The organism is Comamonas sp. A23, from assembly GCF_004522605.1.
In the GTDB taxonomy this organism is placed as follows: domain Bacteria; phylum Pseudomonadota; class Gammaproteobacteria; order Burkholderiales; family Burkholderiaceae_C; genus Comamonas; species Comamonas thiooxydans.
Genome location: NZ_RSDT01000004.1, coordinates 356441 through 371592, shown reverse-complemented (window position 1 = coordinate 371592; position 15152 = coordinate 356441). Strand labels below are relative to the sequence as shown.

At 56.8% G+C, this 15152-nt stretch carries 15 protein-coding genes and 1 pseudogene; 4 read left to right on the top strand and 12 right to left on the bottom strand.

Annotated elements, in window-relative coordinates:
• Positions 1-125: 125 nt before the first annotated feature.
• Positions 126-644: pseudogene (locus EIC84_RS12980) on the top strand (IS3 family transposase); the annotation flags it as partial.
• Between the two features lie 103 nt (positions 645-747).
• Here the strand turns inward: EIC84_RS12980 and EIC84_RS12975 are convergent.
• Positions 748-1227: a LysR substrate-binding domain-containing protein gene (locus EIC84_RS12975; RefSeq protein ID WP_003064626.1), complete on the bottom strand. Its 480-nt coding sequence runs from the start codon at positions 1225-1227 to the stop codon at positions 748-750.
• On the opposite strand from EIC84_RS12975, the gene EIC84_RS12970 reads away from it, so the two are divergent.
• Positions 1184-1888 (top strand): alpha/beta fold hydrolase, encoded by a 705-nt coding sequence (locus EIC84_RS12970; RefSeq protein ID WP_080554127.1) that lies wholly within the window; start codon positions 1184-1186, stop codon positions 1886-1888. The genes EIC84_RS12975 and EIC84_RS12970 overlap by 44 nt on opposite strands.
• An 88-nt stretch (positions 1889-1976) precedes the next feature.
• On the opposite strand, the gene EIC84_RS12965 is transcribed toward EIC84_RS12970, so the two are convergent.
• From EIC84_RS12965 to EIC84_RS12920, 10 genes are read right to left on the bottom strand one after another with little or no spacing between them, the layout of a single operon-like run.
• A complete protein-coding gene (locus EIC84_RS12965; protein ID WP_034361932.1) occupies positions 1977-2861 on the bottom strand; it encodes an MBL fold metallo-hydrolase in 885 nt (294 codons plus the stop codon).
• A gap of 16 nt (positions 2862-2877) precedes the next feature.
• Positions 2878-3693, bottom strand: coding sequence for a sulfite exporter TauE/SafE family protein (locus EIC84_RS12960; RefSeq protein ID WP_034361922.1), 816 nt, complete (start codon positions 3691-3693; stop codon positions 2878-2880).
• Positions 3694-3722: 29 nt separating this feature from the next.
• On the bottom strand, positions 3723-4472 hold the full coding sequence (locus EIC84_RS12955) for a carbonic anhydrase (protein ID WP_003064634.1): 750 nt from the start codon (positions 4470-4472) through the stop codon (positions 3723-3725).
• Complete coding sequence (cynS, locus tag EIC84_RS12950) at positions 4472-4915, bottom strand: cyanase (RefSeq protein WP_003064636.1); 444 nt, start codon at positions 4913-4915, stop codon at positions 4472-4474. Before cynS ends, EIC84_RS12955 begins: the two co-directional genes overlap by 1 nt.
• Positions 4916-4947: 32 nt before the next feature.
• Positions 4948-5868 carry an ABC transporter ATP-binding protein gene (locus tag EIC84_RS12945; protein WP_003064638.1) on the bottom strand — a complete coding sequence of 307 codons (921 nt, stop codon included), beginning with the start codon at positions 5866-5868 and terminating at the stop codon, positions 4948-4950.
• Positions 5858-6730, bottom strand: coding sequence for a nitrate ABC transporter permease (ntrB, locus tag EIC84_RS12940; RefSeq protein ID WP_003064640.1), 873 nt, complete (start codon positions 6728-6730; stop codon positions 5858-5860). The genes EIC84_RS12945 and ntrB overlap by 11 nt, the downstream gene beginning before the upstream one ends.
• Before the next feature lies 1 nt (position 6731).
• Entirely contained in the window at positions 6732-8129 is a 1398-nt protein-coding gene (locus tag EIC84_RS12935; RefSeq protein ID WP_003064642.1) for a CmpA/NrtA family ABC transporter substrate-binding protein, read from the bottom strand.
• A 47-nt stretch (positions 8130-8176) separates the two neighbouring features.
• Positions 8177-9445, bottom strand: coding sequence for an FAD-dependent oxidoreductase (locus EIC84_RS12930; RefSeq protein ID WP_003064644.1), 1269 nt, complete (start codon positions 9443-9445; stop codon positions 8177-8179).
• On the bottom strand, positions 9442-10590 hold the full coding sequence (locus EIC84_RS12925; protein WP_034361925.1) for an acyl-CoA dehydrogenase family protein: 1149 nt from the start codon (positions 10588-10590) through the stop codon (positions 9442-9444). The genes EIC84_RS12930 and EIC84_RS12925 overlap by 4 nt, the downstream gene beginning before the upstream one ends.
• Before the next feature lie 21 nt (positions 10591-10611).
• The gene (locus EIC84_RS12920) at positions 10612-11181 is read right to left on the bottom strand and encodes an OsmC family protein (RefSeq protein ID WP_003064648.1); all 570 of its coding nucleotides are present in this window, start codon (positions 11179-11181) and stop codon (positions 10612-10614) included.
• Between the two features lie 232 nt (positions 11182-11413).
• Between EIC84_RS12920 and EIC84_RS12915 the strand changes: the two genes are divergently transcribed.
• Both EIC84_RS12915 and EIC84_RS12910 read left to right on the top strand, forming a co-directional pair.
• The gene (locus tag EIC84_RS12915) at positions 11414-13030 is read left to right on the top strand and encodes a sigma-54-dependent Fis family transcriptional regulator (RefSeq protein WP_003064651.1); all 1617 of its coding nucleotides are present in this window, start codon (positions 11414-11416) and stop codon (positions 13028-13030) included.
• Between the two features lie 120 nt (positions 13031-13150).
• Entirely contained in the window at positions 13151-14200 is a 1050-nt protein-coding gene (locus tag EIC84_RS12910; RefSeq protein ID WP_122964965.1) for a Fic family protein, read from the top strand.
• 73 nt (positions 14201-14273) lie between these two features.
• Here the strand turns inward: EIC84_RS12910 and EIC84_RS12905 are convergent, their stop codons facing one another.
• Entirely contained in the window at positions 14274-14993 is a 720-nt protein-coding gene (locus tag EIC84_RS12905; RefSeq protein ID WP_003064657.1) for a hypothetical protein, read from the bottom strand.
• Between the last annotated feature and the right edge of the window lie 159 nt (positions 14994-15152).

Genomic DNA, 15152 nt, shown 5'->3' with positions numbered 1-15152 from the left:
AGTTGGCCAGCAGGCCAGACAGCAGTTCTTCGGGTACGTCGTGTTTCTTGGTGCTCATTGTGCTTACGGACAGGCCGGCTTGCGCCGGCGGTTGATTGTCCGTTTACACAAAATTCTGCACACCCTCCGTGCTGGACCGTCAGTTCCAGGCAGATGGTCCGAACCAGAAATGGGTGGCCGACTTCACCTATATCTGGACGGCAGAAGGCTGGCTTTACGTAGCTGCGGTACTGGACCTGTACTCCCGTCGAATCGTGGGCTGGTCGATGCAGGAGAGCATGACCTCGCAGCTCGTGGTGGACGCGCTGATGATGGCTGTGTGGCGCCGGGGCAGGCCAGTGGCACTGCTGCACCACTCGGACCAGGGTAGCCAATACACAAGCGAGCACTTCCAGAGGCTGCTGGACGAACAGGGCATCACTTGCAGTATGAGTCGGGCTGGTGAGGTCTGGGACAACTCGGCCATGGAGAGCTTCTTCAGTTCTCTGAAGACCGAGCGCACGGCCCGTAAGGTGTACAGGACACGAGGGCAGGCCCGCTCAGATGTGTTCGATTACATCGAGTGCTTCTACAACCCGACGCGTCGGCATTCGACGCTCGGATATCTCAGTCCCGTACAGTTCGAGCAAGCTCAAGAAGCTTAGGTCGGTGTCAACGAGACCGGCAGCAGCCCATGACGAGTCAGTGAGTGACTAAAGCTCATCAAGCCTAAAGCCTTCCATTAAGGCGTACTTTCATGTCTCTGCTCTAGCGACCGAATGCCCCAAAGAACTCCACGAGTTGCAGTGCAGCCTCGCTGCTCTGCAGCTTGGGCTGAAGCATACCAATAGGGTTCATGAGCATTTTTTCCCTCACTTTGAGCTCGACCAAGCTACCCGATTCAAGTTGCGGGCGGACAAGGTTCAAAGGAAGAATTACCAAGACGTCGAACTCACCAACCAGCCTCATGTTGACAGGCAATGACTGAGTCACGATGGGAAACGTAGTTGGCGCGACCTTGAAATGCCGCTCGGTCAGTGCGTCAAACTTGGTACGCACTCCGAGCCCTGCCGGCAGAGCCAGCCACAAAGCGCGCTCCAAATCCGTCCAGCGCACTTGGCGTTGGTGTGCTAAAGGATGCGTCGACCTGCAAACTATCGCGAAGCGGTCCTCAATGAGAGGATGAAACTCGCACTCTTCGGGAATCACCGCCGGTTCGCGGCATATCAGCAAGCGATACACCTGCATCACCGCAGATATCCGCTGCTTTGGCCGCTCCGCGGCCCGGTTGACAGAATTCCAGTGGCCGCAGTTACTGCAGGATGTTCAGCAGCTTCTGGAGCAAGAGAAGATTGAGCGTGTAGCCATCGTCGGTCAGTCATTGGGCGGCATGATTGGCCTGCGCATGGCTCTGGCGCATCCAGCCTTGGTGGCTGGGTTTATTGCGTCAGACACGTCGCTGTCGATTGACCATCCAGAAATGCTGCAAAGGATTCGTGACCGACAAATCACCCAAAAGGCTGTCACCGTAGAGCAGCGCTCACTCGGTCGCTGGTTTCTCGAGAACGAGCCGGAAAAGGCCGCTCTCTACGCCCAAATCAATCACTTCAATCCGAGTGCGCACAGCCTTCCTCCCGAGCAATGGGGCCAAGCGCTGGCCGACATGATGAGGCCCGACGCTCTACTACCGATGGACGTGCTAGGTGACGTGAAATGCCCAACGCTCTTCGTTGTCGGCAGCGAGGACCCCATTGTCCCCGTGTCAGCAATGCAAGAGGCTGCAGAGCTCGTCGCCGACAGTTCGGTGGCCGTCGTCCAGGACGCCGGACATTCCGCATATTCTGAGAAGCCTGCCGAATACAACAAGCTGGCGCTCAGTTTCCTTGAGCGCTGTGTCTATCCTCGATAGCCAACACTCCAAATCAGCTTAGCTATGCAAAGCGTCCCGACCAGCGGGGCGTAGCGGATGGCCGTCATTGAGGACGCTGGGCATTTCGCTAAAACACATTCAACGGAATACGAAGGTAGCGGATGCCATTTTTCTCAGCTGCTGGAAGCATGCCAGCCCGAATATTGACTTGGATTGCAGGGAGCATAAGTGTTGGCATTGCGAGCGATGCATCACGCGTCTGTCGCAGCCTCACAAATTCATCTTCAGCCACCTCGTCACGTATGTGGATGTTGTGAAGCAATTGCTCCCGCACGGTGGTCTCGCAGAGGGGCTCACGTTCCGGGGGGGGATAGTCGTGGCACATCATGAGCCGCGTCTCCGGTGGCAGTTGCAACAATCGGCGCACAGAAGCGAATAGGGTTTTTGCGCAGCCGCCAGGGAAGTCACAGCGCGCACTACCAACGTCCGGCATGAACAACGTATCGCCCACGAAAGCGACGCCAGGAGTACCGTCGATGGGCTCAATCACGTATGCCAAGTCGGCAGGTGTGTGACCAGGAACGTGCATTGCACGCACGTTTAGTTCGCCAACTTTGAGCCGCTCGTCTGGCTCAAACAAGCGACCAAAGGGTTGAAACGTCTCCCTAGAATCCTCGGGCAACATGAAAGCTAACGAAAAAGCTTCGTGCACCGTGCGGATGCCTGCTCCAATTCCAATCAGCCCGCCTAGTTGGGACTGAAGATAGGGTGCTGCAGAAACGTGGTCCGCGTGGACGTGCGTCTCCAGTAGCCAGTCCACGGAGAGGTTATTAGCCTGCACGAAACGTATGACCTCATCTGCTCCTTCAGTCGACGTCCTCCCTGACTTGCTGTCAAAGTTCAGAACTGAATCGATGACGGCGCATCTTCCACCCTGCCGGTCGAATAGGACATAGGAGAAGGTAGACGACCCAGCGTCGAAAAAGGGTTGAATGTTCGGGTGTGTTGAGATTGTCACATCGACCTCCTCAGCCAAACCATGCGCGGTACAAAAGCAGCATTGCCACCGACATTGCAAGTACGGAAAATGCCGTCTGGACGGTCTTCGCGGAAAGCAAGGGCGCAACACACCGCCCCGCGAACATCCCGCATACGGATGCAGTGACGAAGAAGACTCCGGTCTGCCCCACATGAGCTCCGGTGGCCAATGAGGTAATCGCGGACCCCATCGCCACCATGGCCACGACAAACAGTGACGTGGCGACGATTCCATGAAGTTGGACGTTAGTCCACTGCTTGAAAGCCGGCACGATGACAAAGCCACCGCCGACACCCAACATGCCGGTCATGAGTCCGCAAGCTGACCCGATACCTGCAAGCGTTGCGGCACAGCGATTGGTCCAACTGAATCGGCCGTTGGAAGGATTGAGCATGCAGTTCTTGACCGTAGTTGCAGCCAGTGCCTCATCCAAAGACGGGAGTGAGGTCGGTGTTCCTCGGGGCAACAGAAGCCGACCTGCGACGTAAAGCATCACAATAGCGAACATCGTCAGAAGAACGTGTGCAGGCAGCTCTTTGGCCATCCGGGAACCGATTGGTGTAGCCACAAGGCCTGCCACGCCCATGACTAAACCAGCCCTCCATCTGACAATTTTTCTGCGAAGGCCGTCAACGGCTCCTATTGATGCCGATATTCCGACTGCCAAAAGCGCTACTGGCACGGCAGCACGAGGGTCGAAACCCAGGCCAAGAACCAATGCTGGTATCGCCAGGATGCCGCCTCCGGCACCCGTCAGACCCAACAGGGCACCGACTCCAAAACCATAAATGAGACCAAGGGACATTGCTTGCTCGAAAGTGTTGCGGGAAATGCTTAAACGGTCGCAAGCAGAGGTAACACAGTGGCACCTTTGCAAGAGCCAACCCAGCGGTCGAAGGCCTGAGCCACAGCCAGGTCGTACAGTGCATCCACATCGGTTGTCGCATTCACTGTGACCAAAAGGTCCTTCAATACGCCGTTGTGGAGGCCATATACCCAGCCATGGACACAGAGCTCTTGACCCGAAGCCCATGCATCCACGATGACAGTACTTTGCGCAACATGGACGACCTGGCTCAGCACATTGAGCTCGCACAGGAAGTCCGCTCTTACGGAAGGTTCGACTGCATCCAAGAGACCTCGATGTTTGTCACGAATGACAGCGATATGCCGCAACCAGTTATCGACAAGTCCCACTCGCGAGCCAGACATGGCCGAGCCCACTCCACCGCATCCATAATGGCCAACCACCATGACATGGTGCACTCGCAACCGCTCGACGGCGTACTGCAAAGTCGAGAGCGAGTTCAGGTCGGATGGGACCATCAAGTTCGCGACATTGCGATGTACAAAAACTTCGCCCGGGTCCAAGCCCATGACCTGGTTGGCGGGCACCCGACTGTCGGAGCAGCCAATCCACATGTATTTTGGCGCCTGCTGAGCCAGCAAGCGCGTGAAGTAATCCGGCCGCTCTTGGCACATCTGTGCCGCCCATTTGCGATTGCGGGCCAGGATGTCTTCGCAGTTCTGGCCTGAGCCTTCTGTCTCGCCTGCGATGGCCGAGTTAAGCCGGACCGAGTCCATTAGTACTGCTTGTATGGCAGGAACTTGCCGCTCATGACGATGCGTACGCGGTCGCCATTCGGGTCGTTCTCACGCTGCAGGTCCATCTTGAAATCGATGGCGCTCATGATGCCGTCGCCGAACTCTTCGTGGATAAGTGCCTTGAAGGTCGTGCCATACACATTGACCATCTCGTAAAAGCGATAGATGAGCGGGTCGGTCGGCACGGTAGTTGGCAGCGAGCCCTTGTACGGCGTAACGGTCAGCCACTTGGCGTCTTCGGTGGAAAGGTCGAAGATTTCAGCCAGGATTTTTGCCTGCTCTTGGTTCAACGTCATTTGACCCAGACAGGCCGAGGTGACCCATTCCTTGCTCAGGCCGACTTGTTTCGCGACTTCAGACCATTTCAGGCCTTTGGATACTTTTGCTGCGATGATTTTCTCGGTAACTTCAATACGGCTCATGATTTCTCCAGTAGAGCGTTTAGGGGGATGTGTCATGCCAAGCGAAGGGCCGGCGTGTGCGAATTGCTTTCAGCGGTTTCAACAACGGAAGAAGACGTAGCCAACCCGGGGGATACGTAGGGTGGTTTGATAGGTGCGCGGCCGTTCGACAAATCCTTGGACCGAGCTACCAGGAAGTCGACCAGGTGGTTGCGGATGCTGTAGTACTGCGGGTCATGGTGCAGGGTGGCGCGCTGCCGGTCTGCAGGCATCGTGTTGAGCACCACTTCGGCTACGCGGGCACGCGGGCCATTGCTCATCAGAAGAATCTTGTCAGCCAGAAGAATTGATTCATCCACGTCGTGGGTAATCATGAAAACGGTCTGGCGTGTCTCCCGACAGATGCGGAGCAGCTCATCTTGAATCGTGCCCCGCGTAAGTGCGTCTAATGCCCCGAAGGGCTCGTCCAACAGGAGCATCTTGGGCTGGATAGCGAAGGCACGCGCGATGCCAACCCGCTGTTTCATACCTCCTGAGAGTGCAGAAGGTTTTTTGTCGATGGCATGGTTTAAACCCACGAGCTCGACGTACTTCTCAACGTGCTCGTTGACTTGCGCTTTGGACCACTCTGGCCACTTGCTTCGGACAGCGAACGCGATGTTGTTACGAACGGTCAGCCAGGGCATGAGCGCATGGCCTTGGAAGACAACCCCACGGTCCAGACTTGGTCCCGAGATTTCGCGGCCGCTCATGATGACGGTGCCATCGGTTGCACTCTCTAGGCCTGCCAGCACGTTGAGGATTGTCGTCTTGCCGCAGCCCGAATGGCCAATCACACAGGCGAACTCGCCTTGGTTGAGCTCGAAGTGGACGCCATCCAAGACCGGGTCACCTCCGGGAACATAGGACTTCGTGAGACCTTCGACCTTCAGAAAGGGCTTTGCGCCCGAGATATCAACGTCATTAGTCAGCATAGGTCACCGCTTTTTGTGCTTTGGCGAACAGCATGTCCAAGGCCATGCCGACCAGCCCAATTACCAAGATGGCAAAAATTACGTTTGCCAGGGAGAGGTTGTTCCACTCATTCCAGACGAAGTAGCCGATGCCGGTTCCACCGACAAGCATCTCTGCGGCCACGATAACCAGCCATGCGATGCCCATGCTGATTCGCATTCCAGTGAGGATGGTCGGGGCCGCCGCCGGAAGAATGACTTCAATAGCTTTTCGCATTGGTCGTACCTGCAAGGTGTTCGCAACGTTGAGCCATTCCCTTCGGACGCCGGCCACGCCGAAGGCGGTGTTCGTCAGCATCGGCCAGATGGAGCAAATGAAGATGACGAAGATGCCCGAGATGGACGAATCCTTGATGGTGTAGAGCGCGATGGGCATCCAGGCCAACGGCGAGATGGGCTTGAGTACCTGGATGAATGGGTCCAGCGCCCGATAGGCCAGCGGACTCATGCCGATGAGGAAGCCCAACGGAATGGCAAACGCCACTGCGAAGCCAAAACCCAGCGCGACTCGACCAAGAGAGTAGGCCACCTGAATTCCGACACCTTTGTCGTTCGGGCCGTTGTCGTAAAAGGGGTCGGCCAACTGCTTGGCAATAGTTTTGCCCATGTCAGCAACTGTGGGAAACGACGACTTTGCAGGCGTAATGGCTGCTGCCTGGGGGTCTTTGCCCATCAACTGCGCATACTCGATTTGGTCTGCCGTAAGCGTGACTTTAGGCTCCTTCGACGGCAAGGTTGACACGTGCCATATGGCCAGGATGACGATAAGAAAAACGGCAGATAGAGCGGCAGCTTTGAGCCTCAATGATTTCGCGTTGTTCATATCAGGCCTTCTTGATAGTGAAGCTGTTGGCATACGCATCGGCCTTCGAGGGGTCGAAGGTCTTGCCCATGATTTGGTAGCTCGGATAGGCTGTCGTGTCAGGAACGCCCTGTCCCAGTTGCTTCATGGTCTGCTTGGCGTCAGTCAGGAGGAAGACTTTCTCGGCCAACTGCTTGTAATTGACGTCACCCTTGATATATCCCCAGCGCTTCATCTGCGTGAGCATCCAAACAGCCATGCTTTGCCAGGGGATGGGGTCAAAGTCGACACGAGCCGGGTTGTTGATGACGTTGCCTAGTCCATCGGCATACCTGCCGGTGAGTACTTGGGTCACAACAGCCTCTGGTTGGTTGAGATAGGCTTGGGTCGAAATCACTTTGGCGATGAGCTCGCGGTTCTTGGCGTCGCGTGCCATGGCGGCGGAGGTGAGCACAGAGCGGTAAAGTGCTGCGAAGGTGTTCGGGTTCTTCTGGATGAACTCAGTGGATGTACCGAACGCACAGCAAGGGTGGCCGTTCCAGATATCGCGGGTAAGGATGTGAATGAACCCGACCTCTTCGACAACTGCGCGCTGGTTGAACGGGTCTGGCCCGAGGAAGCCGTCGATATTGCCGGCTCGCAGATTGGCCACCATTTCCGCCGGCGGGACAACACGCAGCTGGACGTCACGGTCAGGGTCGAGGCCAGCTTCTGCCAGGTAGTAGCGCAGCAGGAAGTTGTGCATCGAGTACTCGAACGGAATGGCGAACTTGAAGCCCTTCCAGTTCTTCGGGTCTCGGTTGCCTTTGTGTTTGAGGGCCAAGGTGATGGCCTGGCCGTTAACGTTCTGAATGGTCGCCACATTCATCGGCTGGGCGTTAGAGCCAAGACCCATTGAAATGGCCAGCGGCATTGGCGACAGGAAGTGCGACGCGTCGTACTCCTTGTTCATGACCTTGTCGCGCACGAGTGCCCAGCCGGCGGTCTTCACAATCTGCACGTCGAGACCCTGCTTACTGTAGAAGCCCAGCGGCTCAGCCATGATGAGCGGCGTGGCACAAGTGATGGGAATGAAGCCAACCTTGAGGCTCTTCTTCTCGATAGCTCCCTTGTCCTGGGCCATGGCTTGAAGGCTGGTCAAGGGCAGCACGCTCGAGATTGCGGCCATGGCCGTGGACTTGCCGACGGCACGCAGGAAGTGCCGGCGAACCGCATCCTGAGGAAAGATAGCCTTGACGAGGCTCGCCTCAATGAACTCATTGGAGTACTGTTCGAAGGAGTTCGTCTGACTCCGACGGATGAGTTCTTGCGCGGCGTCGTGAGCTGAGGCAGCCTTGTGCTCGCTCTCAGAACCGTGCCTGCCGCAAGAGCAGGACATCATCAGCGGCTTTTCTGCATCGAAGGGGGCGAAATAGCTCATAAGGACTCTTTCAAGGTTGGAATGGGGCGGAAGCGCGTGGAAGCCACTTAGACAGTGAAGGCCCGCGAGGTCGTTTTCACCCGAATAACGGGCCTGACGTGGTCGTATACAAGATGTGGCTGGCCGCAAATGCGGGACGCAATGACACGTGCTTGCCGAGCTATCGGTTCGATGTAGCGCAGGGGCTGCCCATTGATGCTGATGCAGTCACCGAGAGCGTGGATGTTTTCAACACTGGTCGCCAGCGTCTTTGGGTCGAGGGCGATGCCGTTGTTCCAGTGGAGCCCAGCAGATGCAGCAAGTCGGCTCGGCGTCTCGAGCCCTGTGGCGGAAAGGACATGACTGACGTTCAGGGCGAAGCCCGATTCCGTCTGCACGGTAATGGCAGAGCCATCCCTGGTCACGCTTCTGATGCGCGTGTCACCGATAAAGCTCAACGGCAGCGAAGACCATGCCGTGAGCAGTGCCTGTGATTCCTCCGGCGTGATGACATTGGCTAGCGGTCGCGTTGCGACATCCAGCAAAAACACAGAGTGTCCAGCGATTGCCAAGTCGTTGGCGATTTCACAACCCACTAGCCCAGCGCCAACGATTGCGACCTGTTGGGCTGAGTCCGACCTTCCGAGAGCCTCCCGGAATTTCGTGTAGCAACGCAGGTCGTTGATACCCCAGCACAACGACGCCGGCATGTTCTTGTTCTTGCGCGGCGCGGCGCCATGCGCAAGGATGAGTTGGTCGTAGCGTACTGCGCCCTTAGTGGTGCGAAGCATGTCGCTTTCCGGCGCGATGCTGATGGCCAAGGTATCGGCCATGAGACGAATGCCCAGGCGCTGCGCTGCGGCGACTCCTGTTTCCTTGACCATCGAACGAACGCCGATGGACTTGGCCATGGCGACCGACAGCTGAGGCTTGTCGTAGAGGTCGCCACTGCAGCCCGTCACCATCGTGATGGGGACTCCGGAATCGCCCTCCCGAATCGCCTTGGCCATAGCCCAGCCGGCGGCGCCTGCGCCGACGATGACCACGCCAGCTTCATGACGGCGATTCAGGTCAACGGTGACGGATGGGTTGGCAGTGGTATCGAGTGCTATCTCGACATAAAGCTCGAAGTCGCTTTTGGTGACACCGCACAGAGGGCATTCCCAGTCTTCGGGAATGTCGGCGAATCTAGTGCCAGGCGCGAGTCCGCTGTCTGGGTCACCCTTTTCTTCGTCATAGACCAAGCCGCATGCACGGCAGATGTACTGACGGTACTCCATCACGACTTGGTCAGCGATGGAATCACATTCTGGAAGGAGGATGGCAATGGCGCTCATGCGGGCATCTCCTGCGCACTTTGCTTTGCCATTTCGCGACGCAGGTGCTTCAGTGCCGGCGTAACGATGGCAACGAAATGAGACTCGCGAACCCGACGTTGGACAGATGACGAGAGAAGGTAGCCTCGCGCGCCCTGATGGAGAAGTGCCGATTGCGCAGCACGCAGGGCCAGCTCCGATGCATGGGCCCGCACGTCCAGAACGTCCAGGAGTGTTGGCTTTTGTCCCTCGCTTGCGAGTCGAGCCAATGCGTAGGTTCGCTCGCTGAGGGCGTCGAGTTCTAACTGCAGTTCGACGGGACGGTCGTGCAAGAACTTGTTGACATGTCCGAGATGCTGTTCGACTGCCCACATGGTGTCGATAGCGCCTTGCGCGACACCCAGCCCCATGCCGACCTGCAGCAGAATGAAAGCGGGTCGAACTTTGTCCAAAAACTCAGGAACGTTCTCTGCGATGAGGTTCTTGGCCGTGACCTTGAAATTGGTGAAGCGAACACCCCATGTACCAGTGCCTTCCATGCCAGCAAAAGACGGGCACTCTTTCAACTCAATTCCGGAACCCTGGCAAGGAACCATGAACATGATGTCGCGCGTCGGTTGACCTTCTTCGTAGACAGTGGCCGCGCCGCCGAAATAGTGGTCTTCGCCAAGGTTGCTTACCCACGGAAGAGTGCCGTTCACGACATAGCCGTTCTCAGTCGGCTCAGCCTTGAGAAGCATGGGTTCAATGCCGGTCATCGCCTTCATTGGGTTACTAAGCGCTGTACCGCCTAGCCTGTCACCGTTGATGTGCGCCTCGAACTCCGAACCAAGGAGAGCAGGATTACCGCTGCGCTCCATGTAAAGCGCACAAGCAGCTTGGCACCACACCATGAATCCAGTAGCTCCACAAACCTTAGATACTTCGGCTACCCCTTGAATGGCGGAAGTTAGGTCGGGAGTGCCCGCCAAGCCGGTTTGTGCGCGGTAGAGCCCAGCCTTCCCGAGGTCCTTCAATACCTTGGCAGGGTATGTGCCTTGCCTGTCGATTTGGTCCGCAATGGCCGCCAAGGGCCCCTGGGCGATGGCTTGCACTTTGGCAAGCATGGCTGCTGCCGCCTGAGAAGATGTGGACAGGTGGATGTTGCTTGACGCTACCGCTGACATGGTGTGGTCCTAACTACCGGCTCAAGCCAGGCTGATGTCGAATGGGATGGGGTTGCGCATGGTGTTGGCTACCGGCGAGAAGTAGTTGGCGTGACGAACGATGTCGTCGAGTTCCTCACGAGTTGCGTCGCCTTCAACAAGCACCTTCACGCGGATTTGCTGGAAGCCCATCTGGCTGGGTTCACGCTCGGCTCCATTGGCGCCCCAGGCAGCGGAATTTCCGATTTCGCCTTCCAGGAAAACTTCGAGCTTGGTCAGCTTGACGTTGCGATACGTTGCTACGGCCGTAATACCAACGCTCAGGCAACCACCCAGGCCGGACAGAACGATTTCGCCAGGAGCCGGTGCGGTGTCTTGGCCGAACAGGTGCGGCGGCTCGTCAACCACCACCGGGGTGTGGTTACCGACATAGCTGAGCGTGCGGAACTTTCCGTCTACGACGGTATGGACCTTGTTCGTGCCTCGGGTGTTGGGGTTGTTGCGGCCCTTTTCGCCAAATGCCAAGAGGCCATCACGGTCAATGGGGCGCAGGTAGGTTTTGATAGTCGATTTCGCGACTTCTGCTGCACGTTCTGGGGTTGCGAGGGTCATTAGATAGCTCCTAGGTGTGTTGCTGACGATACTTATTCAGCAACAACCGTGCCAACGTAATGCACAGCCTTAGGCGTTAACTATCTATTTGATTTATAAGGAGTAAATTCCAAGCACCCTGTCGTACGAGCCGAACACAGGGGTAATGTATTCCGACATTTTGTCGGACAAAATGTCGACAATATGTCATGCTTTAGACGAACTTCAACAGCATGCAGAGGTAAATTCGTCAATGTCAAAACTAGAACCTACCTGGCGCGAGCAGGAGCAACTGCTGCTCGGTGAAGTGATGCGCCTGGTCGGCAAAAGTCTTTCAGCCGACATCGTGTTTAGAGAAATGCTCCACCTGATGTCCGAGCTTCTTGGACTGAATAGGGGACGCGTTGTCCTTGTCGACGTCTTTGGACATGACAGATACGACCGGCTGACTGGAGAGGAACACGCTTCCATCCGCTATGCGTACGGAATGACCAAGACGGAGATTGCCCGAGGTCGTTACCGCATGGGAGAAGGCATCACAGGCGCGGTCCTGATGACCGGGCAGCCCAGCATCGTGCAGAACATCGACGACGACCCTCGCTTCCTGCTACGCGCGGTCGAACGTACACACCTTCCATCGGAGACGGTGGCATTCATTGCCGTACCGATTGAGGTAAATCGTGTGACCGTAGGGGTGCTCGCCGCTCACCGCATCCGCATTCGAAATCGGCAGCTGAGTGACGACGTTGCCATCCTTCGCCTTCTTGCAACTCTTTGCGGGCAACTGCTGCAACTCAGAGAGCTGGTAGAGGAAAAGACACGCGTGCTCGAAAAGAAGAATGAGCTCCTGAGCCGTGCGCTCGAATCCGCCGCAGCGCGCTACGGCATTGTTGGGAGTTCGCCTGCCTTACTACGTGCACTCGAAGAACTGGAGCGGGTGGCTCGTTCCTCTGCAAGCGTGCTCCTCCTGGGCGAGTCTGGTACTGGTAAAGAGCTGTTTGCCCGCGCCCTGCACATGTCGAGCAACCGGCGAGATGGACCTTTCATCAAGGTGAATTGCGCGGCCATCCCAGAGTCTTTGTTTGAGTCGGAACTTTTCGGACATGAGAAAGGCGCCTTCACCGGTGCCAACGCAGTCCGAGCTGGATGGTTTGAACAGGCGAATAACGGAACCATCTTCCTGGATGAGATTGGCGAGATGCCCCTGGCCATGCAGGCCAAACTACTCCGGACCCTGCAGGAGGGGACTATCAGCCGGCTGGGCGGAAAGCGGGAATTTCCCGTTGATGTTCGCGTCGTCGCAGCGACCAACAGGGACCTGAGCATTGAAGTTGATGAGGGCCGGTTCCGCCAAGACTTGTTCTACCGCCTGAATGTCATTCCGATTCGGTTGCCGTCACTGGCGGATAGGAAAGAGGATGTTCGATTGCTCGCGCAGCACTTCCTGAGTAAGACAAACCAGCAGAATCAGAAAAACGTTTACTTCTCAGCCGAGGCCCTTGACGCCCTGGAACTGCATCCCTGGCCAGGTAATATTCGAGAGCTCGCCAATGTCATCGAACGCACGGTGCTCCTTACGGATAAGTCCACAGTAAGTCGCAAGGAGATTGAAATCTGGCTGCCTAGTACCTCGAGAGTGCGTAGAGAGCAGGCTCCGCGCCGGCCCAGCCCGCAACAAGCCTCACTATACGCATCGTCCTCACCACCACTGGTCAGGGACTATCAGTCTGCCAACTCACACGCCGCCCAGGACCTACATCGCGCGATGGAGCTGCACGGAGGCAATCAGTCGCGCGCAGCCCAGGCGCTGGGTATGACTGTGAGGCAGTTCAGCTACCGATGGAAGAAACTGATGACAACCAGCCAGTAGGATATCGGTATCCCTACAGCTTCGCCTCTTGCCACATCGGTTCGATAAGGTGCTAGAGCTGACCAGCAATCACCACGAAGAAACGGGCGGTCCAGCACTACCTTGGCGCACAATTGACTCATGAGCATTTCAGAGCGCAAGGAAGCAATATTGGTTGCGGTGAAGGCTGCCCGCTGCCCTGTCCGGCCAAGCACATTGATGGACTCCATCGCGAGTTCTCGGGCTTCTCTCAATCGCGATTTGAAATACTTGGCGGAGGCTGGGCTACTGGAAATTCAGGGCAAGGGGCGTTCGACGCGTTACCTCCCAGGGGTCGACCCCAACGAGCCTCCAAAGGCTCGCCGGCAATGGTCGTCAGCAGCAACGGCGTTCCTTGAGTCATTAAGCGCACCGCTAGCTACGCGCCCACAAGTTCGGTACGACGCAAGCTTCTTGACTGCCTACACCCCGAATCTGTGCAGCCTTCTGCCTCCTCAGCTAGCCCTGCATCTGTTCCATGCAGGCTATAGCGGACCAGCGCGCCCCGCCCAAGCCAAGGCAGCAGAGCAACCTCTTGAGGAACTCGTATGGTCGTCCAGTTGTCTTGATGGCATCTCCATGAGACTCGATGACGCCAAGCAGGTCCTAAACGGGCAACCCTACGCAGACGGTCGCGGCAGAGATGCTTTGGTACTTCTCAATCACAAGGATGCCATCGACTACATCAACGTCAATGCGTCGGAGAAAGACATATCAGTTGAGGGCATTGTCGATGTGCAAGCCCTGCTGATGCGGGACCTGGTGAATGCAAAGCTCATTGGCGGCATCCGCACTCTGCCTATCTATGGCTGCGGCTACGCTACGTGCCAGGACCCTGCAACCTTGCACTCGCTGCTGAAGTCCATTGCCGATAAGGCACGACAAGTGCACAACCCTATCGAGGCCGCGTTCTTCACATGGGTGAATTTGTCGTACCTGCAAGCATTCAATTTCGGAAATGGCTCCACGGCTCGCCTGGCTGCCAACATCCCGTTGCTGCACAAGAACTGTGCCCCGCTGTCGTTTCAAGGCGTGCCCAGAGATGACTATGAGTTGGCGCTCAGCGGTATCTATCAAAAGCAGGACGTGACAGCCGCGGCAGAACTCTTTGAGTTCGTATATCGCCAGTCCGCGCAAAGCATTCACCAGTGAGCGCATCAAGGTTCTCGCTGGAGGTCTGTGAATGCTCAGAAGGAGCTAGTCAGCTCGACCACCCATAGCAAGGCTACTCACCAAGCTCGTTGTCGTCGACCGGCTTATCAGGGTGTTCATCGCGGTCTAACCGCTCACGGAGTTCGTCCAAACTTTCCTCATGCGGTGGCTGGGAGTAGTACGCCTGGTGAATGTCATCGGGGGATAGCTCTTGCGCTACGTGCGAGTTAGCCATGCCCGAAGCCAGTCGAATACGGGCATCTCGTGACAACTCAACCACTCGTTGACTCTCACTGCTAAACCTTTCGATGTATCCCAGCCTGTAACGCTTCGATGATTGCAGAACACTCATGCGCGGTCGCCTCAAACGCATCGGGCGCATAGCCTGCAGGAGGCTTAGAAACTTCATCGCCGTGCGTGGAGGAGCGAGCAATTGCTGCAAGAACGCATTTGTGGGTTGTAGGTCGTTCAGGTGGGTCAACATCTCCTCGAGAGTCTCGAAGCGACCACTTTGGGGATTGAAATACCTCCACGGATGCCCCTCATTCGAGTCGCATTCCAAGCAGTCGCGTGCAAAACTCTCGAAATCAGCGACAGGCGATACCCCCACTGGCTGAGGTTCCGTCAAGTTCTTCGCACGGCTGTCTTTGACCAGCAAAGAAAAATTCGCATAGCCTTGTTCTAAGGCCAACTGATTCTGAGCTGCGTTGAGGGGGATAGATTGCTCGCGAGCCAAGCGTTTAGCTGAACGCTTGAGCTGCTCCAAACGAGCGGGGGTAAGGCGCTTGGTCATGATTTATTCCCACGGTCACCTTGACACAATGCGCCCACACATTGAGCCTGGATGACCAGTTGGTCAAACCACAACCCGGAACTACTACGCCGTCGCGAACAACTTGGCCACCGTGGGCGGGCGAGCCGGCGAGTCGGCTCTGCGTAAAAGTATAGGAGC